This is a genomic window from Streptosporangium sp. G11, from assembly GCF_051192615.1.
GTDB lineage: Bacteria > Actinomycetota > Actinomycetes > Streptosporangiales > Streptosporangiaceae > Streptosporangium.
Window position 1 is genome coordinate 161181 of record NZ_JBPJUQ010000001.1, and the last position, 25924, is coordinate 187104.

Annotated in this window: 25 protein-coding genes; 16 read left to right on the plus strand and 9 right to left on the minus strand. The window is 71.0% G+C overall.

From position 1 onward, the window contains the following. Positions 1-14: 14 nt before the first annotated feature. From ACSDR0_RS00810 to ACSDR0_RS00825, 4 genes are all read left to right on the plus strand, one after another. Positions 15-299 carry a hypothetical protein gene (locus ACSDR0_RS00810; RefSeq protein WP_435286726.1) on the plus strand — a complete coding sequence of 95 codons (285 nt, stop codon included), beginning with the start codon at positions 15-17 and terminating at the stop codon, positions 297-299. A gap of 321 nt (positions 300-620) precedes the next feature. Continuing rightward, complete coding sequence (locus tag ACSDR0_RS00815) at positions 621-1358, plus strand: glycosyltransferase family 2 protein (RefSeq protein WP_435286727.1); 738 nt, start codon at positions 621-623, stop codon at positions 1356-1358. 179 nt (positions 1359-1537) lie between these two features. Beyond that, positions 1538-1789, plus strand: coding sequence for a type II toxin-antitoxin system Phd/YefM family antitoxin (locus ACSDR0_RS00820; RefSeq protein ID WP_435286728.1), 252 nt, complete (start codon positions 1538-1540; stop codon positions 1787-1789). Next, positions 1789-2211 (plus strand): type II toxin-antitoxin system VapC family toxin, encoded by a 423-nt coding sequence (locus ACSDR0_RS00825; protein WP_435286729.1) that lies wholly within the window; start codon positions 1789-1791, stop codon positions 2209-2211. Before ACSDR0_RS00820 ends, ACSDR0_RS00825 begins: the two co-directional genes overlap by 1 nt. 204 nt (positions 2212-2415) lie before the next feature. Here ACSDR0_RS00825 and ACSDR0_RS00830 read toward each other — a convergent pair whose 3' ends face one another. From ACSDR0_RS00830 to ACSDR0_RS00845, 4 genes are all read right to left on the minus strand, one after another. Further along, the gene (locus ACSDR0_RS00830) at positions 2416-3852 is read right to left on the minus strand and encodes an ATP-binding protein (protein WP_435286730.1); all 1437 of its coding nucleotides are present in this window, start codon (positions 3850-3852) and stop codon (positions 2416-2418) included. 144 nt (positions 3853-3996) lie between these two features. Beyond that, positions 3997-4134, minus strand: coding sequence for a hypothetical protein (locus ACSDR0_RS00835; protein WP_435286731.1), 138 nt, complete (start codon positions 4132-4134; stop codon positions 3997-3999). 92 nt (positions 4135-4226) lie between these two features. Beyond that, complete coding sequence (locus ACSDR0_RS00840) at positions 4227-4592, minus strand: STAS domain-containing protein (RefSeq protein ID WP_435286732.1); 366 nt, start codon at positions 4590-4592, stop codon at positions 4227-4229. Between the two features lie 87 nt (positions 4593-4679). Beyond that, on the minus strand, positions 4680-5054 hold the full coding sequence (locus ACSDR0_RS00845; protein ID WP_435286733.1) for an STAS domain-containing protein: 375 nt from the start codon (positions 5052-5054) through the stop codon (positions 4680-4682). Between the two features lie 98 nt (positions 5055-5152). Here ACSDR0_RS00845 and ACSDR0_RS00850 point away from each other — a divergent pair, with 98 nt between their 5' ends. Next, entirely contained in the window at positions 5153-6415 is a 1263-nt protein-coding gene (locus ACSDR0_RS00850) for a hypothetical protein (protein WP_435286734.1), read from the plus strand. A gap of 510 nt (positions 6416-6925) precedes the next feature. On the opposite strand, the gene ACSDR0_RS00855 is transcribed toward ACSDR0_RS00850, so the two are convergent. After that, positions 6926-8266 carry an APC family permease gene (locus ACSDR0_RS00855; RefSeq protein WP_435286735.1) on the minus strand — a complete coding sequence of 447 codons (1341 nt, stop codon included), beginning with the start codon at positions 8264-8266 and terminating at the stop codon, positions 6926-6928. A gap of 132 nt (positions 8267-8398) precedes the next feature. On the opposite strand from ACSDR0_RS00855, the gene ACSDR0_RS00860 reads away from it, so the two are divergent. Next, positions 8399-8791 (plus strand): hypothetical protein, encoded by a 393-nt coding sequence (locus ACSDR0_RS00860; RefSeq protein ID WP_435286736.1) that lies wholly within the window; start codon positions 8399-8401, stop codon positions 8789-8791. A 176-nt stretch (positions 8792-8967) separates the two neighbouring features. On the opposite strand, the gene ACSDR0_RS00865 is transcribed toward ACSDR0_RS00860, so the two are convergent. After that, positions 8968-10149: a glycosyltransferase family 4 protein gene (locus ACSDR0_RS00865; protein ID WP_435286737.1), complete on the minus strand. Its 1182-nt coding sequence runs from the start codon at positions 10147-10149 to the stop codon at positions 8968-8970. A 73-nt stretch (positions 10150-10222) separates the two neighbouring features. Here ACSDR0_RS00865 and ACSDR0_RS00870 point away from each other — a divergent pair, with 73 nt between their 5' ends. From ACSDR0_RS00870 to ACSDR0_RS00880, 3 genes are read left to right on the plus strand one after another with little or no spacing between them, the layout of a single operon-like run. Next, the gene (locus ACSDR0_RS00870) at positions 10223-11044 is read left to right on the plus strand and encodes a PIG-L deacetylase family protein (protein WP_435286738.1); all 822 of its coding nucleotides are present in this window, start codon (positions 10223-10225) and stop codon (positions 11042-11044) included. A gap of 54 nt (positions 11045-11098) precedes the next feature. Further along, positions 11099-12160, plus strand: coding sequence for a lysylphosphatidylglycerol synthase transmembrane domain-containing protein (locus tag ACSDR0_RS00875; protein ID WP_435286739.1), 1062 nt, complete (start codon positions 11099-11101; stop codon positions 12158-12160). Between the two features lie 53 nt (positions 12161-12213). Next, positions 12214-15585: a BTAD domain-containing putative transcriptional regulator gene (locus ACSDR0_RS00880; protein WP_435286740.1), complete on the plus strand. Its 3372-nt coding sequence runs from the start codon at positions 12214-12216 to the stop codon at positions 15583-15585. Positions 15586-15794: 209 nt separating this feature from the next. Here ACSDR0_RS00880 and ACSDR0_RS00885 read toward each other — a convergent pair whose 3' ends face one another. Further along, complete coding sequence (locus ACSDR0_RS00885; protein WP_435286741.1) at positions 15795-16376, minus strand: hypothetical protein; 582 nt, start codon at positions 16374-16376, stop codon at positions 15795-15797. 162 nt (positions 16377-16538) lie between these two features. Between ACSDR0_RS00885 and ACSDR0_RS00890 the strand changes: the two genes are divergently transcribed. The 7 genes from ACSDR0_RS00890 to ACSDR0_RS00920 all read left to right on the plus strand — a co-directional run bounded on the left by ACSDR0_RS00890 (position 16539) and on the right by ACSDR0_RS00920 (position 23906). Next, entirely contained in the window at positions 16539-17093 is a 555-nt protein-coding gene (locus ACSDR0_RS00890) for a DedA family protein (protein ID WP_435286742.1), read from the plus strand. A gap of 52 nt (positions 17094-17145) precedes the next feature. Then, positions 17146-18162, plus strand: a complete 1017-nt coding sequence (locus tag ACSDR0_RS00895; protein ID WP_435286743.1) for a serine hydrolase — start codon at positions 17146-17148, stop codon at positions 18160-18162. A gap of 128 nt (positions 18163-18290) precedes the next feature. Continuing rightward, the gene (locus ACSDR0_RS00900; protein WP_435286744.1) at positions 18291-18938 is read left to right on the plus strand and encodes a GntR family transcriptional regulator; all 648 of its coding nucleotides are present in this window, start codon (positions 18291-18293) and stop codon (positions 18936-18938) included. Positions 18939-19070: 132 nt separating this feature from the next. Then, positions 19071-19751, plus strand: a complete 681-nt coding sequence (locus tag ACSDR0_RS00905; protein WP_435286745.1) for a cysteine hydrolase family protein — start codon at positions 19071-19073, stop codon at positions 19749-19751. Between the two features lie 3 nt (positions 19752-19754). Continuing rightward, positions 19755-21362: a hypothetical protein gene (locus ACSDR0_RS00910; RefSeq protein WP_435286746.1), complete on the plus strand. Its 1608-nt coding sequence runs from the start codon at positions 19755-19757 to the stop codon at positions 21360-21362. A gap of 165 nt (positions 21363-21527) precedes the next feature. Continuing rightward, the gene (gene atzF, locus ACSDR0_RS00915) at positions 21528-23393 is read left to right on the plus strand and encodes an allophanate hydrolase (protein ID WP_435286747.1); all 1866 of its coding nucleotides are present in this window, start codon (positions 21528-21530) and stop codon (positions 23391-23393) included. A gap of 120 nt (positions 23394-23513) precedes the next feature. Further along, positions 23514-23906 (plus strand): RidA family protein, encoded by a 393-nt coding sequence (locus ACSDR0_RS00920; RefSeq protein ID WP_435286748.1) that lies wholly within the window; start codon positions 23514-23516, stop codon positions 23904-23906. A gap of 89 nt (positions 23907-23995) precedes the next feature. Here ACSDR0_RS00920 and ACSDR0_RS00925 read toward each other — a convergent pair whose 3' ends face one another. Together ACSDR0_RS00925 and ACSDR0_RS00930 are read right to left on the minus strand one after the other, a co-directional pair. Beyond that, positions 23996-24841: a TrmH family RNA methyltransferase gene (locus tag ACSDR0_RS00925; RefSeq protein WP_435286749.1), complete on the minus strand. Its 846-nt coding sequence runs from the start codon at positions 24839-24841 to the stop codon at positions 23996-23998. After that, positions 24834-25607: a DUF4184 family protein gene (locus ACSDR0_RS00930; RefSeq protein ID WP_435286750.1), complete on the minus strand. Its 774-nt coding sequence runs from the start codon at positions 25605-25607 to the stop codon at positions 24834-24836. The genes ACSDR0_RS00925 and ACSDR0_RS00930 overlap by 8 nt, the downstream gene beginning before the upstream one ends. Between the last annotated feature and the right edge of the window lie 317 nt (positions 25608-25924).

Sequence of the window (25924 nt, forward strand, 5' to 3'; positions counted from 1 at the left end):
CAGGAGTGATCCGGATGATGACAGAGCGCGGCGAGGGTATCGACCACCTGCGTCGGTTGGCCGCCCAGCTGGAGGCGCACGCCTTCCAGGTACGGCTGAGGTCGACCGCGGGACTTTATCCACGGCTTCATGTGATCAACCCCATGGCCCCCGCCAGGACCGAGGACGTGCTCGCCGCCCACGAGGAGGACGGCGAGTGGTGGTTCTGGCTGTCCTGGGCGGGGCGTATCGGCCACGCCGAGGACGTCGCGACGGCCGCGGAGCGCGTGGCCAGTGTTCTTCATGTGATTCGGAGATAGGTGATTCTTGGGCTTGGCATGGGTAACACCCGGTGATCAAGCCCAGAATGGAGCGGCACCGTGAAAAGGATCCTGGTCGTGCAACGTCCGCGTCCGCCCCGTGAGCCGGTGCCGCTCGATCTGCGCAGCCCCTCGGGTCGTACGCTCCCCTTCTGACGGCCCTGACGAATCCCCATCGGCTCGCGCCTCCCCTTGGAGCAGTCGGCGAAGAGACCTTCCCGCTGCCCCCAAGGGGAGGTCAAGAGGCACGATCCTCCGTCATGTAGGGACTTGCAAGAGGCTTTCAAGTGTTCTGCAGGCGGTTCGGTAGACCTTGTGACCATGAAAAGCGCCCCTTTCGCCTTCAGTGTCAGCGTGGTCGTCCCCGCCATGAACGAGGCGGAGAACCTTCCCCACGTCTTCGCGACCCTGCCGTCCTGGATCGACGAGGTGATCCTGGTCGACGGCAACTCCACCGACGACACGGTGGCCGTGGCCAAGGCTCTCCGTCCCGGACTGCGCGTCGTCAGCCAGACCGGCAGGGGGAAGGGCAACGCTCTCACGGAGGGTTTCGCCGCCGCGACCGGTGACATCATCGTCATGATCGACGCCGACGGGTCCACCGACGGCCGGGAGATCCACGCCTTCGTGACCGCGTTGGTCGAGGGCGCCGACTTCGCCAAGGGCTCCCGTTGCGCCCCCGGCGGAGGCTCGGACGACATCAGCCCGATCCGCTCGCTCGGCAACACGATGCTGACCAAGATGACCAACCGGCTGTACGGCACGCGCTACACCGACCTGTGCTACGGCTACAACGCCTTCTGGGCCCGCCACCTCGACGCGCTCGACCTCGACTGCGACGGCTTCGAGATCGAGACCCTCATGAACATCCGCGCCGCCCAGGCCGGCCTCGTCATCCGCGAGGTCCCCAGCCACGAGCGCAGCCGCATCCACGGCACCAGCAACCTGAACGCCGTCCGCGACGGCCTGCGGGTGCTCCGCACCATCCTCCGCGAGCGCGAGGGACGCGTCGCCGGCGTCCGGCTGCGGCAGGAGCACGCCACCCAGGCCGCCGCCTGACGCACCGGGGACTCCCCCGAGGATCAGGCGAGCCGCGGCGCCGAGCGTTCCTTCGGCAGGCCGCGAGAAGAACGAGGATCATCTGTCAGGCGACAACCATCGGGCAGGAGCGAGAATCATCCGCGCGATCCCATGTCGGAGCTAATCTGGGTCTAGACAGACTAGACAGGGGGACGGTCATGGGCGGGTGGCAGGTCCAGGAGGCGAAACAGCGCTTCAGCGAGGTCGTACGGCGTGCGGTGAACGAGGGCCCTCAGGTGGTCACCCGGCACGGAGAAGAGGTGGCCGTCGTCATCGACATCGCCGAATACCGTCGCCTCAGGGGTGACGCCCCCGACTTCGCACGGTTCCTTCTCTCCGATCCCGACTGGGACGACGACGTCGAGTTCCCCCGGAACCAGGACCTTCCCCGAGAGGTCGAGCTCGACTGATGGGCATCGGCTACCTCCTCGACACGAACGTGGTCTCCGAGGCGCGGAAGCGAAACGGGAGCTTCCAGGTCAAGGAGTGGATCGCCGCGGCTCACGGACCCACCCTCCATCTCAGCAGCCTGACGGTCGGTGAGATCCGCTGCGGAGTCGAACTCCGCAGACGCCGTGACCCGGTGCAGGCAACCACCCTGGAGCGCTGGCTCCACAGCCTTCACCGGCAGTTCGGCGACCGCATCGCCCCCGTCACCCCGGAGATCGCCGAGGAGTGGGGACGACTGAACGCCATACGGCCCCTCCCGACCACGGACGGCCTGATCGCCGCGACGGCCAGGGTGAACGGCTGGACCCTGGTCAGCCGGAACCTCAAGGACTTCGCCGGCACGGGGGTGTCCGTCGTCAACCCGTTCGACGTACTGACCTGATCGGGCGAACGCGGACACCGGGCGGTCCTGGAGAACCTCGTCCACGGAGACGTCGACCTTCTCGTTGTGGAAGGAGACCACCCCGGCGACCCGCCGACTCTCCTCCAACGGGTTCCGGTAGAACCAGGTCCGCGCAACCGTTCACGCCCCAGCACTCCGCCTGCTTCTTGTACGGGCGGCGGGTCCTGGTGCCGGGCAGTTCTCTCAGTGTTGCCACGCCGCCAGCAGATCCTCCGGGGTCCAGGCCTCGGCCAGCGGAAGTCCTGGTTCGAACCCCGCTCTGGACACCGCCACCTTCGGCGTATCGGTGGTCACGCCGGGGACGGCGGCGGAGCCCTGAACCAGGTTGTCGTAGTCGTGACGGTCGAAGGGCCGCGCGTCGAGCCACTTGATCGATCCGACGAAGTGGATCCGGCTCGCGACAGGTCCGCGGTCCGCGCCCACGAGGTCGATCTCGGGATTGTTCTGCCGGTTCCACCACCCGCCCACGGCCTCGGTATCGGGCCATTCATCGTCTGGAAGCATCCTGGCCAGGCAATCGCGTACGAGCGGTTCCACCGCGCGACCTCGCCAGGTCGCCCACGAACGCTCGATCCGCCGCAACGCCAGATCCGGCCGGCCCCGCTCGCTGTCGGCGATGGCCCGCCGCAGGAACGCGAGCCAGAACCGGAGATAGTGGTCGGCCACCCGGTATCGCTTGTTCTTGGTGTCGGGCCGATCGGAGAGGGGAAGGTCGGCCGCCACCACTCGTTTGGCGACCAGGTTCGTGAGGATCGGCGCCAGGGTGCCGGACGGCAACGGCGTCGCTCCTCCCACGTTGGCGGCGATCGCGCTGAAGGTGCGCTCTCCGGCCCCGATGGTTTCCAGCACGGCCCGGGCATGGGTCGCCGACGGAAACTCTCCGAGCAGGGACAGCTCCCCGGCGGCGAGAAGAGCGGACAGTGGGCTGGCGAGACTATCGCGCAGAAAATCGATCCTGGCCAGACCCCGCTCCCACGAGCGGACCACTTCGGGGAAACCTCCCGTGATGAGCAGCGCGTCCACGGCGTCAGCGGCGGGCAGCCCCGTCATGTCGGCGACGTCATGAAGATCAAGCGGCTTCAACGTCATACGAGCGGCCCGGCCGAAGAACGGGCGGCCATACTCCTGGAGAGACTCCATCACCGACAGGTCACTCCCGACCAGGATCAACAGGATGGGCCGGGTGGACAGATATCTGTCCCAGATCGTCTGCAGAGCCCCCTCGAACTCTCCATCCTGCTCGATCAACCACGGGACCTCGTCAAGAACGACGATGCACGGGGTCTCGTCACCCGCGGCCAGCACCAGGGACCGCAGTGCGTGGTTCCAGTCCTGTGGCACAGCCCCCCGGACAAGATCGCCACCCGCGAGCCCGGAGCAGGCGATGGCTTCCGCGAAGTCGCTTCGCTCCGCGACGGGACTGCGCCCTCTCGTCGCCTGGAAGACGACGTGCGGCAGGCTGGAACGATCGCAGAACTCCTGCACCAGGCGTGACTTGCCCACCCGCCTGCGGCCGGTGACGATCACCGCCCGGCCTCGGGTCCCTCCCTTCCCCTCCAGCACAAGCCGCAGCTGCGCGTCCAACTGGCCGAGGTCGAAGGCCCTGCCGGCGAACTCCATCGATCACACCTTAGTAATATTGAATCTTACTTAGACCAAGCCTATGTGGCAGACCTCCATCACGAGCTTATTGTCGGGCCCCCTGGTCTGGTCGATTGTCATGCCGAGAGCAGAGGTTGAAGGAAGGTTGCCCGAAAGTACCTGCTACGGGCAGTGGGTGCCGGTGGCGGTGAGCGGGTCCAGGCGGATGCCGGTCTTCGACAGGCGGTAGCGCGGCGACGGGCCGGTCTCGAAGAGAATGCGGGAGTCGGCTACGGACGCGCCGTCCACGTCGTACAGCACGCCGTCGCAGCGGCCGGGAGGGCTTCGTCCGCCCGTAGACCGCCTCGGAGTCTCAGATCAAGATCACCCCGGAACTTCGGGCCACCGGGGCCTCAGGCCACCTCGAGCGCGTCGGCCACGGAGGGGAGGACCTCGAACACCTGGATCAGGCCGGCGAGGTTGAGCCGCCGGGCCAGATTGCCCTGAACGCCGGTAAGGATGACCCGCACCCCCTTGGTCAGGCCCTGGTGGCGCACCTGGAGCAGCTCGCCGATCCCGGAGGAGTCACAGAAGGTCAGGGCCGACAGGTCGAGGATGAGCATCGACGAAGGCAGGGAAGCCCACGCTCTTCCCATCTCCTCGCGCAGAACCAGCGTGTGGTAGTGATCAAGCTCTCCACTCGCCCGCACGACGAGCGTCGTACCGTGCAGTCCGGATGTGGCGGTGAAAACCGACTCCGGCTCATCTCCCACGAACATGACCAACCCTTTGACCGACCCTTTGCCCAAGCAACGATAACTGTCTCATACGGCCCGGATCGCCCTGATGTGGAGCAGCACCCCCGTTCACGTTGTTTTGGGGAACGCCTCCATCGCCTCTTCGACCGTGCGCCGGGTGTCGAACAACTCGGCCACCCCGAGACGCCTCAGCCGTTGCCTCATCACGGTGGAGGGGCCGACGAGGACGAGTGAGCCCGCGACCCGGCGGACTCGGGTGAGGGCGTACATGAGCACGCCGTACCCGGTGGAGTCGCAGAAGGTGACCTCGGTGAGGTCGATCACCAGGCGCGGATGGTCCGTCGCTCCCAGCGCGACGTCGGCCTGCTCTTTCAGTAGCGGGGAGGACCCGTAGTCCAGTGCCCCCACCGCGTGCAGGGCGGTGAAATGGCTGTGCTTGTCGGCTCGGACGCGGAATCTCTCGTCCCCTTCGGCCTTCGACATCGGCATCCTCTCCCGCCTACGTCCCCGGTGCCCGATTCAGGAGGTTCTAATCATGGCGGGCACGGCCGGACTACGGAGGCATGCGGAACAATGGTGACATGGTGAAAGCGCGCCCGGTGGCGGTCATGGTCGTCGGAGCGCTCCTGACCGCCGCGTGCGGCGCGGCTCCGGCGGTGCCCAAGCCCACCGCGGCGCCGGTCGACACGGCCTCGCCGATCCCCCCTTCCCCCGGTTCGACCTCCCCGATTCCCACCCCGCGGAACCTCTCGGCGAGCCCCGCGGCGACCGGGGCGGTCGCCGCGTCCGCCGAATGGGCGGCCGTGGGGGGCGCGAGGCTCTCGGGCGGCACGGCGTTGCTCGACGTGGCGGCGACCGGTCCGCGCGACGCCTGGGCCGTGGGATACCAGGACAGCGCGGAGGACCGGGAGGGCACGCCCGCCGTCCTCCGCTGGAACGGGAGCCGCTGGCGGGAGGTCCCCCTGGGCGAGGAGGCCGGTGCCCACCACCTGGAGGGGGTCGGCGCGGCCGGGCCCGACGACGTGTGGGTGGTGGGCAACGGCCCGAGCGCGTTCGCCGCGCACTGGAACGGGCGGGCGTGGGCCCCGCACCGGCCCTTCGGGGTGGCCGAGGACTACCGGCTGGCGGGCGTCGCGACGAGCGGCGGCGACACGTGGTTCGCCGCGAACGGCCCCTCCGGCGCGGTCGTCCTGGAATGGGCGGGCGGCGAGTTCCGCAACGCGCTGAGCACCGGGGGCACCTTCGAGGCGATCACCTCCGGGGAGGGGCACGTCTGGGCGGTGGGGACGAGCGAGACCGGCACCCCGCTGGTCTGGCACGGCACGGCCGGATCGTGGGAGAGCCTGGAGACGCCTCAGATCCCGGGCGGCCGTCTCAACCGGGTCTGGCAGGTCTCGCCGTCGGAGGTGTGGGCGGTCGGACAGGTCTCGGCCCCTCCGGAGACGCCGCCGGGGACCGGCCCGAACACCCCGGCGGACGCGCGGGCCGGCGAGGGGACACGGCCGCTCGTCATGCGCTGGGACGGGACCCGCTGGACGCGAGTGGAGGTGCCGGTCTCCCGGGGAAGCCTGCACGGGGTCACCGCCTCCGGCCCCCGCGACCTGTGGATCAGCGGCGTCGACGCCGACCACGCCGGACAGGTGCTCATCCTCCACTTCGACGGCACCACCTGGTCACGCGAGTACGGTCCGCTGTTTCGCGCCTACACCACCACCCAGCAGTACGACGAGACCGACGACGTCGGCGGCACCGTCCTGACCCGGGTGCCGGGCAGCGGCACACTGTGGGCGGTGGGCTCGGTCGGTGTGGGCGACGACGAGAAGGCCTTCGTGCTCCGCCGCTGAGGCCGCCGGAACCGCTGAGACCGCTAAAACCCCTGAAGCCGCTGGGACCGCCGGGATCACCGACTCCACCGGGGTCACAGAGGTCGCCGATCATCGCCGGCTTCCCGTCCGAGATCGCGGCCGATGCCCTTCCGTACGGCGCCGAGGTCGCGGACTTGGAACAAACGATGTCCCTGCCGGAAACATAGGCCTTTTACTCTGCGGACATGGCGGACTATTGCCCCCAAACGCCACGACAGAGCCCTCGATGCCACAGCCGGGACACCGGAGGCCAGACCTCCGCTCCGGGCACCGCCCGCATCCTCGCGATCACATGGCCCCGGCACGCCCGCACACCGCCCGGCCAGCACGGATCGGCACACGCTTGGTAAAAAATCAGTGAAAAAGTCGGTCAGTTGACGTAGTCTCTCTCAAACTCCAACAAAGAGGGAGTATCACATGAAAAAGGTTCTTATCCTCCAAAAGCCCCGACCGCCACGGAAACCCATCGCTCTGGACCTCCGCACCCCCTCAGGACGGGCTCTGCCCTTCTGACAGGAACAGCCGGTTGACGAACCAGAGGACCACCCCGATCGCGAGCAGGACCCCCGCGCGAAGATAGACGTCTCCGCTTCTTCCGGTGACCGGAAGCGCCAGGACGAAACAGACCACCGCTCCCAGGACCGGCATCCAGCTCGGCGCCCGGAAGTGCTCGTGGTCCACGCGGTCCTTGCGAAGGACCAGCACGGCCACGTTGACCATCGTGAAGACGCACAACAGCAGCAGCACCGTGGTGTCGGCGAGATCGCCCACGTCGCCGGTGGCGACCAGCACCGCCGCGACGCCCACGGTGAAGACGATGGCCACCCACGGGGTGGACCTCGTCGGATGGACCGCCGCGAAGGCCCGCGGCACGATCCCCTCACGCGCCATGCCGTAGACCAGGCGCGAGGCCATGAGCATGTTGATCAGCGCGGTGTTGCCCACCGCGAGCAGCGCGATCAGGGCGAACAGCTTGGGCGGGAACGTCAGCCCGGCGACCTTGACGACCTCCAGCAACGGGCCGGACGAGCTCGTCAGCGTCTTGGTGTCGACCAGCATGGTCGCCGTGAACGCGACCCCCATGTAGATGATCGCCGCGACGGTCAGGCCGCCGAAGAGCGCGCGGGGGAAGTCGCGCTGCGGGTCCTTGGCCTCCTCCGCAAGGTTGACCGAGTCCTCGAAGCCGAGCAGCGCGTAGAAGGCGAGAGCCGTACCTCCCAGAATGCCGAGGAAGGCGCCGTTGGCCGGGTGGAACTCCAGGGCCCGCCCCGGATCGCCGTCACCGGACGCCAGGGCGAAGATCCCGATCGCGATGATGACCAGCAGGCCGAACGCCTCGATGATCGTCAGCACCACGTTGACCTTGATGGACTCGGAGATGCCGGCGAAGTTCACCAGCGTGATCAGGCCGAGGAAGATGAACGCGCCGACGACGACCGGCAGTGTGACGAACTCCGCGAGATAGTCGCCGCCGAAGGCCCGCGCGGCGGCGCTCGCCGAGGTGATCCCGCTCATCAGCACCGCGAACGCCACAATAAACGTGACAAAGGGGATATTGAACGCTTTATTGGCATAAAGCGCGGCACCGGCAGCTTTGGGATATTTGCCGACAAGTTCGGCGTAAGCGGTCGCCGTCAGCGCCGCCAGCACGAAGGCCACGAGGAAGGGCGCCCACAGCGCCCCGCCGACGTGTCCGGCGACCTTCCCGACCAGGGCGTAGATCCCCGCCCCGAGGATGTCGCCCACCACGAACACGAGCAGGACCTTGCGCCCGATGACCCGCTTGAGCGAGTGCTGACCGGAGCCAGGATCGACGATCGCCTCAGCCATACCCCGCTCTTACCCACCGCAGGGGCGGAATCACATCGGGTCACACAGGCCCCTGCTGTAAGCATTATGAAAGCGGCCCGCAAGGGAACTGCCTAGAGTTCTAACTGTCACGAAATGCAATGAAAGGCAAAAATGTTCCGCGCTCTCTCCTCCCGCCGCCTCGCCGTCACCGCAGCGGGATTCGCTCTCATATCGATGACCGCCGCCTGTGGCGCGTCCGCCAACAGCGCGGTCTGCACCGAGGCCGCCTGGTCGAAGCCGTTCGCGGACTTCACCACCGCCGCCACGGCGAGCGCCGGTGATCTCACCAAGTACAACGACGCCACCGCCAAGCTCGCCGCCGACCTCAAGGCGCTGGCGGGCACGGCCGACGGCGAGGTGGCCACCGCCCTCAACGACCTCGCCACGTCGTTCGAGTCGGTCAAGATCGACGCCAACGACCCGGCCGCGGCCGCCACGGCCGTGAGCTCGCTGGCGACGAAGGCCCAGGAGGCGAGCACCAAGCTCGCCGCGGCCTGCTCCTAGACGAATCCGGACCCGTGCCTCCTGGTGACAGCAGGCACCCCGGGTACGGCCGCCGCTCCGCCTGCGGGGGGCAGTGCGGCGCGGCGGCCGTACCGACGATCTCCACCGAGGCCCCTGCCACCGCGCGGCAGGGGCCTCACCCGTTGGCCCCCACCCGGCCTCGCGCGTCAGGTCCGTCAGGTCCGGGGGGCGCGGGCCTGCTCGTAGCAGCGTTCGAAGCCTTCGAGCACCGCGGGCCAGGAACTGCGGACGGGCTCGGTCTCCCGGTTGTTCGCCGCGATCGACTCGCGCAGCTCGCGGTCGCGGACCAGCCTGGCCACCGACGCGACCAGGTCGTCGAAACTCCTCCCGAGCAGCCCCTCCTTGCCGGGACGCACGAAGTCGGCCACCCCGCTCTGCGCACGCGCCACCACCGGCACCCCCGCCGCCCTGGCCTCCAGCGCCGCCAGCCCGAAGGACTCGCGGGGCGCGGGGGCGACGAACACGTCCGTCGAGGCGAGCAGCTCGCGGATCTGGTCGCGGCTGTATCGGCCGGGGAGCGAGACCCAGCCGGTCATGCCGTTGGCCCTCAGATACCGCTCCATCTGCGACCGGGCCGGACCGTCCCCGACGACGGTCGCCCGCATCGGCGTCTCCCCGGGCACCTGGGCGCGGGCCTCCCGCAGGAGCTTCAGCAACCGGACCGGCTGCTTGCGGGGCGCGAGCCGCCCCACCGCGACGACGTGCACCGGCTCGGGCCGTACGGGACCTTCCCGCGCGGACCGGACGGGATCATCGCCCGGCTCGGGCCGTACGGGATCGGAGGGGGGCGAAGAAGGAGCCGGAGGGAGGGGCGCGGAGCGCCAGCCGGAGATGTCCAGGCCGTTGGAGACCACGTGCACCGGCACGCCGGGCCCGGCCACCGCGCGGATCGGCAGGGCCGCGGCCTCGCTCACCGCGGTGCCCACCAGCCCCCAGCGGTGCCACCCGAACAGCAGCCGCAACCCCCGGTAGACCGCCCTCGTGACCGGGTCCCACATGCTGTGCACGGTGACGACCACGGGCAGGCCGACGCGGGTCGCCGCCCGCACGCCCATCCAGGCGAACGGCGAGACCGCGCCCGTGTGCACGTGCACCACGTCGGGGCGCCGCGCCCTCATCAGGCGGAGCAGGTGTCCCGTCCCGAACGGGTGGACCGGCAGGTCGAAGGGCAATCTCGCGACGATCCTGTGCACCCCGGGAAGGCTCTCCCCCGGGGTGGCGGTCGCCACCTCGACGTGGTGGCCCGCCTCTCGCTGTGTCCGGATCAGATCGGCGACCTGCACCTCGATCCCGCCGAGGCGCGGCAGGTAACAGTCACTGATGTGGAGGATCCTCACCGTGCCAGCGTAGACCCGCGTGAGATCATGCCTGTGCGTGCCCGCGAGGGCGCGTCCGAGTCGCGCGAACGGAGTGAGCCTGATCAGCAGCGTCAAGACAGCAGTGTTCTTTCATGCCCATCCCGACGACGAGGCCCTGCTGACCGCGGGCACCATGGCGATGCTCGCCGCCGAGGGCCATCGGGTGGTGCTCGTCGTGGCGACCTCGGGAGAGCGTGGCCAGGCCGACCTGGAGCCCGGTGAGGCGCTGGGCGCCGCCCGGATGGCCGAGCTGTACAAATCGGCCGCGGCACTCGGCTGCGCCCGCGTGGTGAACCTCGGCTACGGCGACTCCGGGCTCGCGCCCGGCGGCGGGGTCGCCGACGACAGGCCCGACGACGCCTTCATCGACGCCGACGCCGAGGAGGCCGCCCGGCGGCTGGCCGCCATCCTCACCGAGGAGAAGGCCGACCTGCTGACGACCTACGATCCGGCGGGCGGCTACGGTCACCCCGACCACGTCCAGGTGCACCGGGTCGGCGGCCGGGCGGCCGAGATCGCGAAGACCCCGATCGTGCTGGAGGCCACCGTCAACCGCGACCCCCTGCTGCGGGGGCTGCGGCTCGCCAGGAGGTTCTACCCGCAGCTCGACATCCGGGCCTTCGAGCGGGCGTACTCCCCCGGCGAGGTGATCACCCACCGGATCGCCGTACGGCGCTTCGCCCGCCAGAAACGGGCGAGCATGGCCGCCCACGCCTCCCAGGCCACCGGCGCCGACACCCGCACGCTCGGGGTCATGCTCAAGATCCCCCAGCCTCTCTACCGCCTCGTCTTCGGCACCGAGTGGTACGTCCGCAGGGACGCCCCTCTAGGCTCCCGGCTGAGGCACCCCTTCGAAGTTCCTCCCAAAGGATGAGGAGGGGACCGGCAGACTTGGTCGGGGGTGCCGGATGAAGAGCGGGCGTGTCGCATGAAGAGCAGGTGGCTCCAGGTCGGGCTGTCGGTCGTGTCGCTGGCACTGGCCGCCACGCTCGTGTTCTTCATGCCCCAGGTCGTGGCGGCTCTGACGGGCAAGCACGTCTCCTGGGAACAGATCGGGGCGCAGTTCGCCGCGCTGGGTCCCCGCGAGGTCGCGCTGATGGCCACCGTCTGGCTGCTCAGCCTCCTCGCCTACACGTTCGTGCTGACCGCCTCCCTCCCCGGGCTGACCCACCTGCAGGCCCTGATGCTGAACGCGAGCGGCAGCGCGGTGAGCAACCTGCTGCCCTTCGGAGGCGCGGCCGGGGTCGCGGTGACGTTCGCGATGACCAGGGGCTGGGGTTTCCCCGCGCGGGGTGTCGTGGTCTCCATGCTGACCACCGGCGTCTGGAACACCCTGTTCCGCTTCCTGCTGCCCGCGGCGGGCATCGTGGCCCTGCTGTTCAGCGGGCAGCCGCTCAGCCCCTCGGTGACCAGGGCGGGCTGGGTGGGGGTGCTGTCCATCCTGGTGCTGGTCGCCCTGGTGACCGTCGCCCTCTACTGGGACCGCGCCGCGAACGTCCTGGGCCGCGGCCTCGACGCCCTGACCCGGCTGCTCCCCCGCCGGATCCGTCCCGGCGAGCGCGCCGCCTCCGAGGCGCTGGTCAAGCTGCGGACCGACACCTCCGAGATCGTGCGAAGCCGCTGGGCCGGGCTGACGCTGGGCATGGTCTTCTTCCTCGGCTTCCAGTGGCTGATCCTCGTCGTCTGCCTGCACGCCACCGGCGCCTACCCCGGCCTGGCGCAGTCGATCGCCGCCTTCGCCCTGTCCAGGGTCCTGACCACGGCTTTGGTGACCCCCAGCGGTACGGGGATAATGGAGGCCGGAACCATCGGCGCACTGGTCTTCTTCGGCGCGCCCCTGGACTCCGCCACCGCCGCCGCCCTGCTTTTCGGGTTCTGGACCTACACTGTCGAAATCCCCTTCGGCGGGCTGGCGCTGGGCGCGTGGACGTTCATGCGCAGGCGCGAGAACGCCGCACCGGCCCCTGAAAAGGAGCCGATCAGCCGCTAGATTGGGAAATACCTTGTATGCGATTGGAAGGCCCGCATAGCGTGGCGGCTGACATGGTGGCTTTCCGAGTTCTCGGCCCGGTCGAGGCGCATTCCGGTGAAAACGAGCTCGACCTGGGCGGGCTTCGTCAACGTGCGGTTCTGGCACGCCTGCTCGTCGCGCGCGGGCAGGTCGTTCCCGTCGACTCCCTGCTGTACGACCTGTGGGCCGACGACGCGGCCAAGGGTGCCCAGTCGGGCCTTCAGGTCTACATCTCCCGGCTGCGCAGGGTGCTGGAGCCGGGGCGCCCACGCGGGGGCCCCAACCGGCTGCTGGTGACCGTGGCCTCCGGCTACGCGCTGCGCGCCGCCCCCGACCAGGTCGACGCGCTCCGCTTCGAGACACTGGTCCGCACCGCGGGAGAGCACCTGGAGGGCGACGACCCCGCCTCCGCGCGGGCCCGCCTGGAGAAGGCCCTGGGCCTGTGGCGCGGCACCCCGTACTCCGACTTCGCCGACCAGCCGTGGGCGGAGGCCGAGGTCAACCGGCTGACCGAGCTGCGCCTGGTGGCCCGCGAGCGGCACGCCGACAGCGGCCTGCGGATGGGCCTGCCCGCCGAGTCCGTGCCCGACCTGGAGGCGCTGACCACCGAGCACCCGCTCCGCGAGGAGGGCTGGCGGCTGCTCGCCCTGGGCCTGTACCGCTGCGGGCGGCAGGGCGACGCGCTGGCGGCGCTGCGCCGGGCGCGCACGATCCTCTCCGACGAGCTGGGCATCGACCCGGGCCCCGCGCTGCGCAAGCTGGAGTCCGACATCCTGTCCCAGGATCCCGGCCTGCAGCTCGCCGCCCCACCGCCGTCCAGGCAGCGCCAGCAGGTGGCCACGGAGACCTGGCCGCCCAGGCCCACGGTGGCCCAGGTGGAGCTTCCCCCGCTTGAGCCCGAGCCGTTCGTCGGCCGCGACGCCGAGCTGGGCAGGCTGACCACCGCCGCGGCCAGGACCGGCCGCTTCACCGTCGCGATCATCAGCGGCGACGCGGGCGCGGGCAAGACCACCCTGGTCCGCCAGCTCATCAAACGGCTGTCCGACGACGGGTGGGGCATCTCCTCCGGCGCCTGCCCCGACAGCAGCGCCACGCCTCCCGGCTGGGCCTGGGTGGAGATCCTGCGCACCCTGGTGAACGCGGCCGGGCCCGGCGAGTACGCCTCGCTGCTGGCACCACTCCTCGACGACGCGGCCCCCGAGCCCGACGACGACCAGGCCTCCGGCGGGTTCCGGCTGCACCGGGCGGTGGGCGGCTATCTCGCCGCCGTCGCCAAGGAGACGCCGATCCTGCTGACCCTGGAGGACCTGCACTGGGCCGACGACCAGACGCTGGCGCTGCTTCGCGCGCTGCCGAGCCTGCTGGCCACCAGCCGGGTGCTGCTGGTGGTGACCTGCCGCGACAGCGAGCTGAGCGACCAGCAGGCCGACGTGCTGGCCGCGCTGGCCAGGCTCGGTCCCGTCCGGGTCGGCCTCACGGGACTCGACACCAAGGCGGTGGCCGAGCTGGTCAGGGCGACCTGCGTGCGCGAGGTCGACGAGGACGCGGTCAACAGCATCGTCGAGCGCACCGGCGGCAACCCCTTCTTCGTCCGCGAGACGGTGCGCCTGCTCGACGCCGAGGCGGTGAGCGACCGCGCGACGGCCGCCGAGGTGATCTCCGGCGTGCCCTCCGGCGTCCGCGACGTGCTGCGCAGGCGGATCTCCCGGCTGCCCACCACCGCCCAGCAGATCCTGCTGCAGGCCGCGGTGATCGGCCGAGACGTCGACGTGGACGTGCTGGTCGACGTCTCGGGCGACGAGGAGGCCGTGGTCGACGCGGTGGAGGCGGCGCTGCTCGCCGGCCTGGTCACCGAGCCTGGCCCCGGCATGCTCCGCTTCGACCACGACCTGGTCCGCGACACCCTGTACTCCGACGCCTCCCGCCTGCGCCGCTCCCGGCTGCACGCCGCGGTGGCCTCGGTGATCGAGCGCAGGAACCCCGGCGACGTGGCCGCGCTGGCCCACCACTACGACTCGGCGGGCACCAGCGAGACCGCCACCAAGACGGTGCACTACGCCGGGCTCGCCGCCGAGCAGGCCGAGCGTCGCTTCGCCCACCGCGAGGCGGCCACCCTGTGGGAGCAGTCCATCGCCGCCTTCGACAGGTCGGGCATCACCCACACGCCCGACAGCACCAGGGAGCGGCTGCTGCTGACCCTGCGGCTGATCAAGGCGCTGGCGCTCTGCGGCGACATGGCCGCGGCCCGCAGGCGGCGGCGCGAGGCGATGGACGCGGCACTGCCGCTGGGCAACCTGGAGCTCACCGCCCGGGTGGCCGCCTCGCTGGCGGTGCCGCACAAGGGCATGGCCCGCGACTTCACGCGCACCGCCTGGGAGATCGTCGACGTCGCCGAGCAGGCGCTGGTCGAGCTGCCCGCCGGTGAGCAGTCACTGCGGGCGAGCCTGCTGGCCACGCTCGCCCTGGAGCTGGAGGGTTCGGCCACCCCCCGGGGCGAGCAGGCCTCGCTGGAGGCCGAGGAGCTGGCCCGGCGCTCCGGCGACCCCGCCCTGCTGGCGACCGCGCTGAGCGGGCGGCTGCGCCAGTCGTACGGCATCACCCCGGTGGGTGAGCGCGAGGTCATCGGCAGGGAGCTGCTGGAGGTCGGCAAGGCGACCGGGCAGATCTCGGTGCAGGCCCTGGCCCACCTGGTGCTGATGGAGTGCGCGGCCGCCTCGGGCGCGTTCGCCGAGGCCGACGCGCACGTGGCCACCGCCGAGCGGCTGGCCAGGCAGTACGGCCTGTCCGCGCCGGCCGCCGTGGTCGCCTGGTACGCCGGGCAGCGCCTGATGATCGCCGGTGACTTCACCGGGGCGGAACGCGCCTACCGCGACGCCGCCCGGCTGACCGCCAAGGCCGGAATGCTGGAGGGCCGCCAGGACCTGCCGCTGATCACCACGTTCTGCCTGCACCTGGTGAACGGGCAGGCCGCCGAGATGGTCGAGCCGCTGGCCGAGGCGCACCAGCGCGGGGCCAAGTGGACCCTCGACGCCTACGCGGTGGCCCTCGCCTCGGCGGGCCACCACCGTGACGCCAGGGCCGTGATCGCGGTGAAGACGCCCGTGCGTCCCGACTTCCTCTACGAGCTGGCGATGATCTGGCGGGCCCTCGCGGGCATGCTGCTGGACGACCGGGAGCGGATGATCGAGGCGTACGACACGCTGAAGCCGTTCGCCGACCGGATCGCGGGTGCCGGAACCGGGGTGGTGGCGCTCTGGCCGGTCGCCCTGACCCTGGGTGACCTGGCGCTGCGACTGGGCTTCACCGACGCGGTGAAGCCGCACTACGAGAACGCCCTCGCGGTGGCCGAGCGGGTCGGCGTGGTCCGGTGGGTGGAGGCGGCACAGCGCTCCCTCGGCGGCTGATCCTTTCCGGGAACCCGCCTTCCGGGAGGCCGGACCTTCCCGGGCCGGCCTCCTTCCGGAGTCGTCCCTTCCCGGAGTCGTCCCTGCCCGGGGTCCGGCTCTTCCGGGGTCCGTCCCTTCCCGAAGGCCCGCTCCTCCCAGGTCCGGCCCTTCCGGGGGGCCGGCCCTTCCGGGGGGCCGGCACCGGGGAGGGCCGGAGAACGGGCGGATCAGCAGCTGACGAGGAACTTCTCGCTGCGCAGCGGGGTGTCGCCGGAGACCGACAGCACGACGCGATACCAGCCGGGGTTGTTGACGACCCTGGGCTGCCACTCGACGGTCTGGCTCTCGCCGGTGAAGCCGGACCAGGTGCCCAGGTAGGTCTGCCAGCGGCGGAGGCCGGGGCTCCAGCGCTCCAGGTGCCAGCCGTAGGAGACGGTGTCCCGGGGGTCGTCGTTGCCGACGACGCTCTGGGCCTGGTAGGGCCTGTCGCAGGGGCCGAGCGCGTCGACCGCGCTGACGGTGACCGTCCCGGCCGTGACCTTGCCCGCGGCGGGAACGCCCGTCGCGGGAACCCTGCCCGTGGCGAGGACCTGATCCGCGGGGGCCGGGACCTGCGCCGTGGACGGCATCGATCGCGACGACAGCTCCACCGTCCGCACCGACGCACCGGCCGGGACCTGGGCCTGGATGCCGTAGGTGGCGTCCACCCCCAGGTAGGCTCCGGCAAAGGCGAGGGTGGCGATGAGCAGCTTGACGGCACTCGCGGTCCCGCTCGCCACCACCGGCGCCACACTGCTACGCGGACTCATGGCAGACACCTTCCTTCGTTACTCCCAAGGTGTACGCCACGGTTCTTGCTCTGGAGTTGACGTCCGCTTGCAGCCGGGGCGCCCCGAAGGGGCTCCGCCATGCCGATTCAGGTAAGCCTGCCCTAATATCAAGTCAAGGCAGGTGGAACAACCGTGGCGGTGATGTTCAGAGTGCGATCCGTTCAGGCGGGCATCCCCGACCCGACCTCCGCGTCCTTCCTCGGCATGCCCCTGTGGCTCTGGGTGATCGTCGGCGGGGTGGCCCTGTTCGGCGCGTTCCAGGCCTACTACTGGATCGGCCACGTCCTGGGCTCCAGGCTCTACACCTCGCGCCTGGGCGCCAAGATCGGCCAGGAGAACATCACCCGGGTCGAGAACGTCGTCAGGAAGTGGGGCGCGCTCGCCGTCTACGCCTGCTTCTGGGTGCCGGGGCTGCGCCACACGCTGCCCTGGGTGGCCGGGGTGCTGCGGATCTCCTACCCCTGGTACGTCGTGGCCAGCGCGCTCGGCTGCCTGACCTGGGTGCCGGTGACCTCCTTCGGCCTGTACTCGGTGATCTGGGGCTGGCTGGGGCTGGCCGCGCGGTCGCCGCTCCTGGCGGGCCTGGCCGCGCTGGTGGCGGTCGCGGTGGTCGTCGGGTTCGTCCGCCGGCGCCGCCGCCGAGCCGCCCGCCGTGAGGCGGAGAAACACTCGGCGCAGATGTCGACTTTTCAATAGCCAAACCGACAACTTCCGTATATCCACGGCGGCCTCTGCCAGCATGGCTCGCATGCATCACGGGGGAACACGCCTCATAGCCCGCGCCGCGCTGGTCACCGTGACCACCCTGGCCACCGCCTCTCCGGTACCCGCCCTGGCCGCGGGCACCTGGGCACCCGCACCGCCCGGCAGGTCTCCGGCGCACATCCTGGCCGCCGGACCCACGGCGTCCGGTCCGCTCACCGCGCCCCGCGCGCCCGCCCTCGCACCCGGCACGCTCACCCTCACCGCCGCGCCCGCCGGGGAGCGGCGGCGCGCCGCCGTGCCCTCGGTGCCGGGACGGGCCGCGTACCTGTACGACCCGGGCACGGGGACGGTCCATCTGAGCAAGCAGGCGGGGAAGCGGATGCCCGTGGCCAGCCTGACCAAGGTCATGACGGCGTACGTCGTCCTCAGGGAGGCGAAGCTGGACGACACCGTCACGGTCCGGGCCGAGGACGTACGGCACGCGGCGGCGAACGGCGCGACCCACGCCTCCCTGCGCGCCGGGGAGCGGCTGACCGTCAGGGACCTGCTCTACGCGGTCATGCTCCCCTCGGGGGCGGACGCCTCCCACGCCCTGGCCCGCGTCTACGGTCCGGGCACCACGAGGTTCGTGGCGAAGATGAACGCCACGGCCCGCTCGATGGGACTGGCGGACACCCGTTACGCCAGTGCCGACGGCCTGCCGAAGCCGGGCCCCGGCTACTCCACCGCCCTGGACCAGGCGAGGATGGCCGACCTCGCGCTGCGCGACCCGGTGTTGCGGATCATCGCGTCCACCAGGCGCCACGTCGTGGCGAAGTCCAAGGTGCACCGGGCGCACACCTGGACCAACTCCAACAAGCTGCTCGGCAAGTCGCCCGGGGTCGTGGGCCTGAAGACCGGCTACACCAGCGCCGCCGGATACTGCCTGGCCTTCGCCGCCGACCGCGACGGTCACCGGCTCGTCGGCGTCATCCTCGGCGAGTCCAACGCCGAACGGCGCTTCCAGACCGCGACGCGGCTCCTCGACTGGGCGGGCGAGCAGACCCTGCCCGAGCTGTGAGGGCGCCGCGAGCGGCCCGCTCCCGGCGGGCTCGCGACCGGGACACCCGGTCGCGCCGCCATCCCGCGCGTGGGAAACCGGCCGATCTCTGAGAGAGTTTGTTCCACACGTCGAGAGGAGTTGGACGGGTGGAACCCGAGGGGGAGCTGAAACACCCCAGCCTGGTCGAGCTTTCGATGCGGCGGCTCCGCCACGAGATCCTCTCCGGTGCCCTCGCACCGGGTGAGCGGCTGATCGAGGAGCAGCTCACCCAGCGGTTCGGCATCAGCCGGGCGCCGCTGCGCGAGGCACTGCGGTCGCTCGGGCAGCAGGGGCTGGTGGAGCACCTGCCCCGGCGGGGAGCCCGCGTCACCGAGCTGACCGGGGACGACGTGGACGAGCTGTTCGGGCTGCGCGACGTGCTCGAACGCTACGCGGTCGAGACCGCGCTGCCGCTCTCCGGCGCGCACGGCATGACCGCGCTGGCCGAGGCGCTCGAGGGCATGGCGTCGGCGGTACGGCTGGACGACCCGCTCGGCGAGAACGAGGCACATCGGCGCTTCCACGTCGCGCTGGTCGCGCTGGCGGGCCACCGCCAGCTGCTGATGGCGTACGAGCCCGTCATCCTGAAGCTGCAGCTCTACATGGCCGCGAACCTGCGCAGGGAGGCCGAGCAGCGGGCCCCGTCCGAGGGGGTGGAGCGGCACAGGCGGCTCTTCGAGGCCATCGCCTCCGGCGATCCGGTCATCGCGCTCGACGCCCTGTCCCGGCACGGGGCGCGCACCTACATCGGCTGAACCGCCGGACCCGCGGGAAGGCGTGATCACGCTCCGGTCCGGGTCGCTAACAGAAGCGTAACCGGGCGGGAAACCCGCCGACATAATTCTGTCGACAATCGACAAAAGGAGGATCCGAGGAACGGAGTCAACGTGTCCGATCCGCTTCTCGTCGAGGCCGAGCCGTACGTATACGGATTCGATCCGCGACACACAGCGCTGCTGCTCATCGACATGCAACGGGACTTCGTCGAGCCCGGGGGTTTCGGGGAGACCCTGGGCAACGACGTGTCCATGCTGCGGCGGGTCATCCCGCCGCTCCAGGAGGTGCTGGCCGCCACCCGCGCGGCGGGGATGACCGTCATCCACACCCGCGAGGGGCACCTGCCCGACCTGTCCGACTGCCCGCCCGCCAAGCTCAACCGCGGCGCGCCGTCGCTGCGCATCGGGGATCCCGGCCCCAGGGGACGGATCCTGATCCGCGGCGAGTACGGCCACGACATCATCGACGAGCTGGCCCCCGTCGAGGGCGAACTCGTCGTCGACAAGCCCGGCAAGGGCTCCTTCCACGCCACCGGCCTGGACCGGATCCTGCGGGCCGCGGGCATCCGCAGCCTGATCGTCACCGGCGTCACGACCGAGGTGTGCGTGCACACCACCGTCCGCGAGGCGAACGACCGGGGTTACGAGTGCCTGGTCCTGTCCGACTGCGTGGGCTCGTACTTCGCCGAGTTCCAGCGGTACGGGCTCGAAACGATCGCCGCCCAGGGCGGCATCTTCGGCTGGGTCGCCCCCTCCGGCGGCTACCTCAAGGCATTCGAAACCCGGAGCTGACCGATGACCACGACAACCGGCCCCGTCAAGCTCAAACTCCCCTGGTGGGTCAGCGGGGACACCAACGCCTTCTTCGGCCTCGGCTTCAACGTGATGGTCAACGTGCTGGTGCTGAGCGGCCTCTGCCTCGGGGTCGTCCACCTGCCGGGCTCCGACGTCTTCGGCGTCATCCTCCCGGCGATGGGCATCCAGCTCCTGATCGGCAACGTGTACTACACCTACCTCGCCCGGCGGCTGGCCCGCCAAGAGAACCGCACCGACGTGTGCGCGATGCCGTACGGTCCCAGCGTCCCGCACATGTTCATCGTCGTGTTCGTGATCATGCTGCCGACCTACCTGGCCACCAAAAACCCCCTCCAGGCCTGGGTGGCGGGGCTGGCCTGGTGCTTCATCATCGGCGTCATCGTGCTGATCGGCGCCTTCGTAGGCCCGTACATCCGCCGTTTCACCCCCAGGGCGGCGATGCTCGGCACCCTGGCGGGCATCTCGATCGCCTTCATCTCGATGCGGCCCGCCGCGCAGATGTGGGAGGCGGCCTGGATCGCGCTGCCGGTGCTGGTGATCATCATGGTCGGCTTCTTCACCGACCTGAAGCTGCCGGGCAACATCCCCGTCGGGCTCGCCGCGCTCCTGGCCGGTACCGCGATCGCCTGGATCGGCGGCTACATGAACCCCGCCGACGTGGGCGCCGCCGCGGAGAACATCGCGGTGAGCCTGCCGTCGCTGAACATCGACCGCCTCCTCGAAGGGCTCGGCCAGGTCTCGCCGCTGCTGGCCACCGCCATCCCCCTGGGCATCTACAACTTCACCGAGGGCATGAGCAACGTGGAGAGCGCCGCCGCCGCGGGCGACTCGTACAACCTGCGCTCGGTGCTCCTGGCCGACGGCGCGGGCGCGGTGGTCGGCTCGATGCTGGGCTCGCCGTTCCCGCCCGCCGTCTACATCGGCCACCCGGGGTGGAAGTCCGCGGGCGGCCGTACGAGCTACTCGATGGCCAGCGGCGTCGTGATCGCGCTGTTCTGCTTCCTCGGCATGTTCGCGCTGCTCGGCGCGGTGCTTCCGACGCCCGCGATCGTGCCGATCCTGCTCTACATCGGCCTGCTCATCGGCGCCCAGGCCTTCCAGTCGGTGCCGAAGGCGCACGCCGTGGCCGTGGTGATCGCGATCATCCCCAACATCGCCTCCTGGGCGCAGGGCTACATGGACAACGCGCTCGCCGCCGCGGGCACCAGCGCGCGGGAGGTCGGGTACGACACGATCGCGCGGAGCGGGACGGTCTACGAGGGAACGGCCCTGCTCGGCGGCGGCGCCGTGCTCGCCGGTCTGGTGCTCGGCTCGATCACGGCCTTCGTCATCGACCGGTCGTTCGTGTGGGCCGCCGGGTACGCCTTCGTCGGCGCGGCACTGGCCTTCATCGGCCTGATCCACGGCGAGCGGGTCGAGTGGAACGCCAACGCCCAGGTCTCCCTGGGCTACCTGTTCGCGGGGCTGATCCTGCTCGCCTTCATGTTCCTCAAGCCCAAGCCGTCGGACGAGACGCCGGACACCTCCGGCGAACCCGAGCGGACCTCCACGAGACCCGTCTCCACGGAGACTTCCGTCACCTCGTGAACGGCGCCCCGCGAACCGGCCGGCACCGGGTCGCGGGCGCGCCGTACACCGGTTCCCCCGCGGACCGGCTCGCACCGCGTGTCCCCGCGCCCCGGACCTCCGCGTCGAGCGCCTGGCACCTGGCAGCACGTGACACCGGGAACCACGCACACACAGGAAGGGCACATGCGCACTCCGCCTGATCCGGACAGCACGCTCCACCTGAACCTGGACCTGGACCTGGAGAGCCTCTCCGGCCTCTACCGCTCCGGGGCGGCCCGCCCCGCCGACGTCGCCGGGGAGGTGCTCGCGCGGATCGCGGCGCGGGGTGACGACCACGTGTGGATCACCCTGCGCCCGGCGACGGACCTGCTCGGCGACGCGGCCGAGCTGGCCCGCCGCTGGCCGGCCCCGGACGCCCGCCCGCCGCTCTACGGCGTCCCGTTCGCGGTCAAGGACAACGTGGACGTGGCCGGGCTGCCCACCACCGCGGCCTGCCCGGCCTACTCCTACGTCCCGGAACGCGGCGCGCCGCTGGTGGAACGGCTGCTCGCGGCGGGCGCCCTCCTCGTCGGCAAGACCAACCTGGACCAGTTCGCCACCGGCCTGTCGGGCACCCGCAGCCCGTACGGCGCGTGCGAGTCACCGCTGGTACCGGGCCTGATCTCCGGCGGGTCCAGCTCCGGCTCCGCGGTGGCGGTGGCCGCGGACCTGGTCTCGTTCGCCATCGGCACCGACACGGCCGGATCGGGCCGGGTGCCCGCCGCGCTCACCGGCACCGTCGGGGTCAAGCCGAGCCGTGGCCTGGTCAGCACGCTCGGCGTGGTGCCCGCGTGCGCGTCACTGGACTGCCCGAGCGTCTTCGCCCGCTCGGCCGCCGACGGCCTGGCCGTCCTGTCCGCCATCGCCGCCTTCGAACCCGCCGACCCCTGGTCGCGCGCCCTCCCCGTCCCCGGATCGGCACCGCCCCTCCCGTACCCTCTGCGGATCGGGGTGGCGCGCGAACCGGAGTTCTTCGGCGACGCCGCCGCCGAGGCGGCCTTCGCGGAGGCGGCGGAACGGCTCACCGGCCTCGGCCACCGGCTCGTCCCCGTCGACCTCGAACCGTTCCTGGCCGCGGGGCGGCTGCTGTACGAGGGGCCGTGGCTCGCCGAACGGCTCGCCGCGGTCGGCGGCTTCGTCGCCCGCAACCCCGGCGAGGTCCACCCGGTCACCCTGAAGGTGCTGTCCGGCGGCGGCGCCCTCAGCGCCGTGGACGCCTTCGAGGGGCTGTACCGCCTGCGCGCGCTGGACGCGGAGACCCGGCGGGCGTGGGCCTCGATGGACGTCCTCGCGGTCCCGACCGTGCCCACGACCTTCACCGTCGCGGAGATGCTCGAAAGCCCGATCGAACGCAACGCGGTCCTCGGCCACTACACGACCTTCACCAACCTCCTCGACCTGGCGGGAATCTCCGTACCCGCGGGAACGACGACCACCGGCCGCCCGCACGGCGTCACCTTCCTTGGCCCCGCGGGCTCCGACGAACTCCTCGCCGGGCTCGGCGCCACCTTCCACGCCCTGACCGGCGGCCCCGCGGTCACCGTCCCGGACACGCGGCCGACGCCCGTCCACATCCCGGAGACCCGACCGGCGCCCCCGCCCCCCGCCCGCACCACAGAAGCGCGATCGGTGCTCGCCGTGGTCGGCGCGCACCGCTCCGGCCAGCCGCTGCACGGCCGGCTCACCGCCCTCGGGGCCACCGGCCTGGGAACCACCCTGACAGCCCCCCTCTACCGCCTCTACGCCCTGGACGACGGTGACATGCCACGCCCGGGACTGGTCCGCGTGACCTCAGGCGGCGTGCCGGTGGAGGTCGAGCTGTACGGTCTGACCTCCTCGGCACTCGGCGCCCTCCTGACACAGACCGCCCCGCCCCTCGGCCTCGGCACGGTCGAACTCGCCGACGGCCGCGCGGTGCACGGCTTCCTCTGCGAGCCGTACGCCACCGAGAAGGCCCCCGACATCAGCCACCACGGCAACTGGCCGGACTATCTCCTCTCCCTGCCGTAGTCCCGACGATCCGGCTGGGCGACTCGGCGACGGCCGCTCCCCGGCACATCCGAGCCCGCGACCACCGAGGCGTGGGCTCGGAACAGCCATGCGTCAATGTCGATTGCTACGGTTTCCGGCATGACTGAGCGGTTCGCGATCCTGAGCGGTTCGACCTTCGAAGAGCGGATCGGATACGCGCGGGCGGTGGTCGACGGCGACCGGGTCCACGTGTCCGGGACGACCGGCTACGACTACGCGACCATGACGATCTCCGACGACGTGGTCGAGCAGGCCGAGCAGTGCCTGCGCAACATCGGAGAGGCACTGGCCAGGGCGGGCTGCTCCTTCGCCGACGTCGTCCGGGTGCGATACATGCTGCCCGACCGCGAGGACTTCGAGCCGTGCTGGCCGGTCCTGCGCCGCCGCTTCGGCGAGGTTCGCCCGGCCGCGACGATGCTCGTGTGCGGGCTCGCCGACCCCCGCATGAGAATCGAGATCGAGGTGGACGCGCGACGCCCCGCGGCGCGGTAACCCGCCCTCGTCACCGAATGACCATCCGGCTGGTCGCCCCGGCGTTCACGCGAATCGTTCGGGCGAATCGTTCGGGACCCACGAGGAGCTCAGCCCGCGCGCATGAGGCCGTGGCAGGCGATGGCGGCGGCGGCGACCACGTTGAGGGAGTCGACGCCCATGCCCATCGCGATCGGGCTCATCGGGATGCAGACCGCCTCGTCGGCCTCGCGCAGCCAGCGGGAGGAGAGCCCGTCTCCCTCCGAGCCGAGGAGCAGGGCCACCCGGTCGGCCATGGTGACCTTGTCCATGGGGGTGGCGGACTGGTCCGGGGTCAGGGCCAGCGTCTGGAAACCCGCTCCGCGCAGTTCGGCCAGGCCCGCGTACCAGTCGGTCATCCGGGCGTACGGGATCGCGAAGACCGCGCCCATGGAGACCTTCACCGAGCGCCGGTAGAGGGGGTCGGCGCAGCGCGGCGAGAGGATCACCGCCTCCACGCCCAGGGCGGCGGCGCAGCGGAAGATGGCGCCGACGTTGCCGTGGTCGACGAGGTCTTCGAGGACGAGGACGCGCCGGGGCGTCACGTGTCCGGCGGGATCCCCGTGAGCCCCCGGCGCCGCGCGCCCCGACAGGATGTCCTCGACGGGAGGCAGTGGGAGGCGTTCCATGGCGGCGAGGGCGCCCCGGTGGACCTGGAAGCCGGTGACCTCCTCCATGACGGCGTCGTCCACGACGTGGACCCGGTCGCCGAGCGGGCCCAGCAGGTCGGCGAGGGGTTCGGCCCAGCGGGAGGTGAGGAGGACGGAACGCACGGGGTAGCCCGCCGCGACGGCGCGGCGGATGACCTTCTCCCCCTCGGCGATGAAGAGGCCGTGCTCGGCCTCCATGCTCTTGCGCAGCTCGACGTCGCGCAGGTTGGCGTAGTCGGCAAGGTGGGGGTCGATGGCTTCAGGCACCTTCGAATACTGCCATGACCCGCCTGAGCTGCCATATCAGCGCGTAGACGAGCAGCAGGGCGGAGCAGCCGACGACCACCCCCGCGCCCAGCCTCGTCACCAGCTCGGCCCTGCTGCCCGGAGGGAAGGCCACCGCCCAGGCGACCGCGCCCAGCGGGATCGACACGGCGGTGGCCAGGAGCACGGCCGCCCGCCCGGCCGCGGGCAGGCGCAGCCGCTCGGGCACCGGCCGCGGCTCCATCCGGGCCAGTCCGCGCCAGGCCCACCAGAGGACGACCGCCAGGCCGATCACCGTGGAGGTGTACTGCAGCAGGCGAAACAGGGGTATCACTCCCGCCACCTGTACGTCCAGCCAGCTCCAGCCCCACAGCGCCGAGCTGTACGAGTGGGTGAAGGAGTCCCAGAGCATGTGGGTGAGGGCGCCCACCACGCCTCCGGCGATCACGGCGGGCAGCCGCCGCAGCCCGTACATGCCCGGGGTCAGCGAGGCGGCGCGCCCGGCGAGGGTGGGGGGCAGGAGCGCGGTCAGCGGGTCGCGGAGCACCAGGTGGAAGACCGCGAGCAGCACCACGACGGCGAACGGGTCGATCGTGAGGACGCCCGCGAGGGAGTGCCAGATCATGTAGTCGGGCAGGAAGGGGAAGAAGATCGGCAGGTCGGGCACCATGGCGCCCAGGGCGAGGGCCCAGGGATCGAGGAACCGGCGCGTCCGCTCCGAGGAGATCAGTGGCAGCACGGCTGCGACGTGGCTGGGCGTGAACGGCACGGATTTCCCTCCGACGATCTGCTGGACAGGTCCATCTTCCGGCATGGCCGCCTCGCGAGAGCGGGACTCCACCGGCTCGCGAAGCCCGCACCGTCCCCCGCGGCGACCCGCCTCCTCCGGTTGCCTCCCTGTTCCTGTGGCGACCTGCCGCCTCCGTTCCCCTGGCGGTCCGCCTTCGATGCGGCCCGCCGCCGTCATCGCGAGGGACCTCGCGTCTCCCTCCGGCGATCTGCCGGACAGGTCGGCATTGCGCCGATACCGCCGCGCGAGAGCACGCCGCTGTCACCGCCAGGAGCTTTGCCGCTTCCCCGAGTTTC

What these genes read in the sequence shown, in the direction of transcription:
- ACSDR0_RS00810 (WP_435286726.1), top strand. Translation starts at nt 15, where the DNA reads ATGATGACAGAGCGCGGCGAGGGTATCGACCACCTGCGTCGGTTGGCC.
- ACSDR0_RS00815 (WP_435286727.1), top strand. Translation starts at nt 621, where the DNA reads ATGAAAAGCGCCCCTTTCGCCTTCAGTGTCAGCGTGGTCGTCCCCGCC.
- ACSDR0_RS00820 (WP_435286728.1), top strand. Translation starts at nt 1,538, where the DNA reads ATGGGCGGGTGGCAGGTCCAGGAGGCGAAACAGCGCTTCAGCGAGGTC.
- ACSDR0_RS00825 (WP_435286729.1), top strand. Translation starts at nt 1,789, where the DNA reads ATGGGCATCGGCTACCTCCTCGACACGAACGTGGTCTCCGAGGCGCGG.
- ACSDR0_RS00830 (WP_435286730.1), bottom strand. Translation starts at nt 3,852, where the DNA reads ATGGAGTTCGCCGGCAGGGCCTTCGACCTCGGCCAGTTGGACGCGCAG.
- ACSDR0_RS00840 (WP_435286732.1), bottom strand. Translation starts at nt 4,592, where the DNA reads ATGTTCGTGGGAGATGAGCCGGAGTCGGTTTTCACCGCCACATCCGGA.
- ACSDR0_RS00845 (WP_435286733.1), bottom strand. Translation starts at nt 5,054, where the DNA reads ATGTCGAAGGCCGAAGGGGACGAGAGATTCCGCGTCCGAGCCGACAAG.
- ACSDR0_RS00850 (WP_435286734.1), top strand. Translation starts at nt 5,153, where the DNA reads ATGGTGAAAGCGCGCCCGGTGGCGGTCATGGTCGTCGGAGCGCTCCTG.
- ACSDR0_RS00855 (WP_435286735.1), bottom strand. Translation starts at nt 8,266, where the DNA reads ATGGCTGAGGCGATCGTCGATCCTGGCTCCGGTCAGCACTCGCTCAAG.
- ACSDR0_RS00860 (WP_435286736.1), top strand. Translation starts at nt 8,399, where the DNA reads ATGTTCCGCGCTCTCTCCTCCCGCCGCCTCGCCGTCACCGCAGCGGGA.
- ACSDR0_RS00875 (WP_435286739.1), top strand. Translation starts at nt 11,099, where the DNA reads ATGAAGAGCAGGTGGCTCCAGGTCGGGCTGTCGGTCGTGTCGCTGGCA.
- ACSDR0_RS00880 (WP_435286740.1), top strand. Translation starts at nt 12,214, where the DNA reads ATGGTGGCTTTCCGAGTTCTCGGCCCGGTCGAGGCGCATTCCGGTGAA.
- ACSDR0_RS00885 (WP_435286741.1), bottom strand. Translation starts at nt 16,376, where the DNA reads ATGAGTCCGCGTAGCAGTGTGGCGCCGGTGGTGGCGAGCGGGACCGCG.
- ACSDR0_RS00890 (WP_435286742.1), top strand. Translation starts at nt 16,539, where the DNA reads ATGTTCAGAGTGCGATCCGTTCAGGCGGGCATCCCCGACCCGACCTCC.
- ACSDR0_RS00895 (WP_435286743.1), top strand. Translation starts at nt 17,146, where the DNA reads ATGCATCACGGGGGAACACGCCTCATAGCCCGCGCCGCGCTGGTCACC.
- ACSDR0_RS00910 (WP_435286746.1), top strand. Translation starts at nt 19,755, where the DNA reads ATGACCACGACAACCGGCCCCGTCAAGCTCAAACTCCCCTGGTGGGTC.
- atzF (WP_435286747.1), top strand. Translation starts at nt 21,528, where the DNA reads ATGCGCACTCCGCCTGATCCGGACAGCACGCTCCACCTGAACCTGGAC.
- ACSDR0_RS00920 (WP_435286748.1), top strand. Translation starts at nt 23,514, where the DNA reads ATGACTGAGCGGTTCGCGATCCTGAGCGGTTCGACCTTCGAAGAGCGG.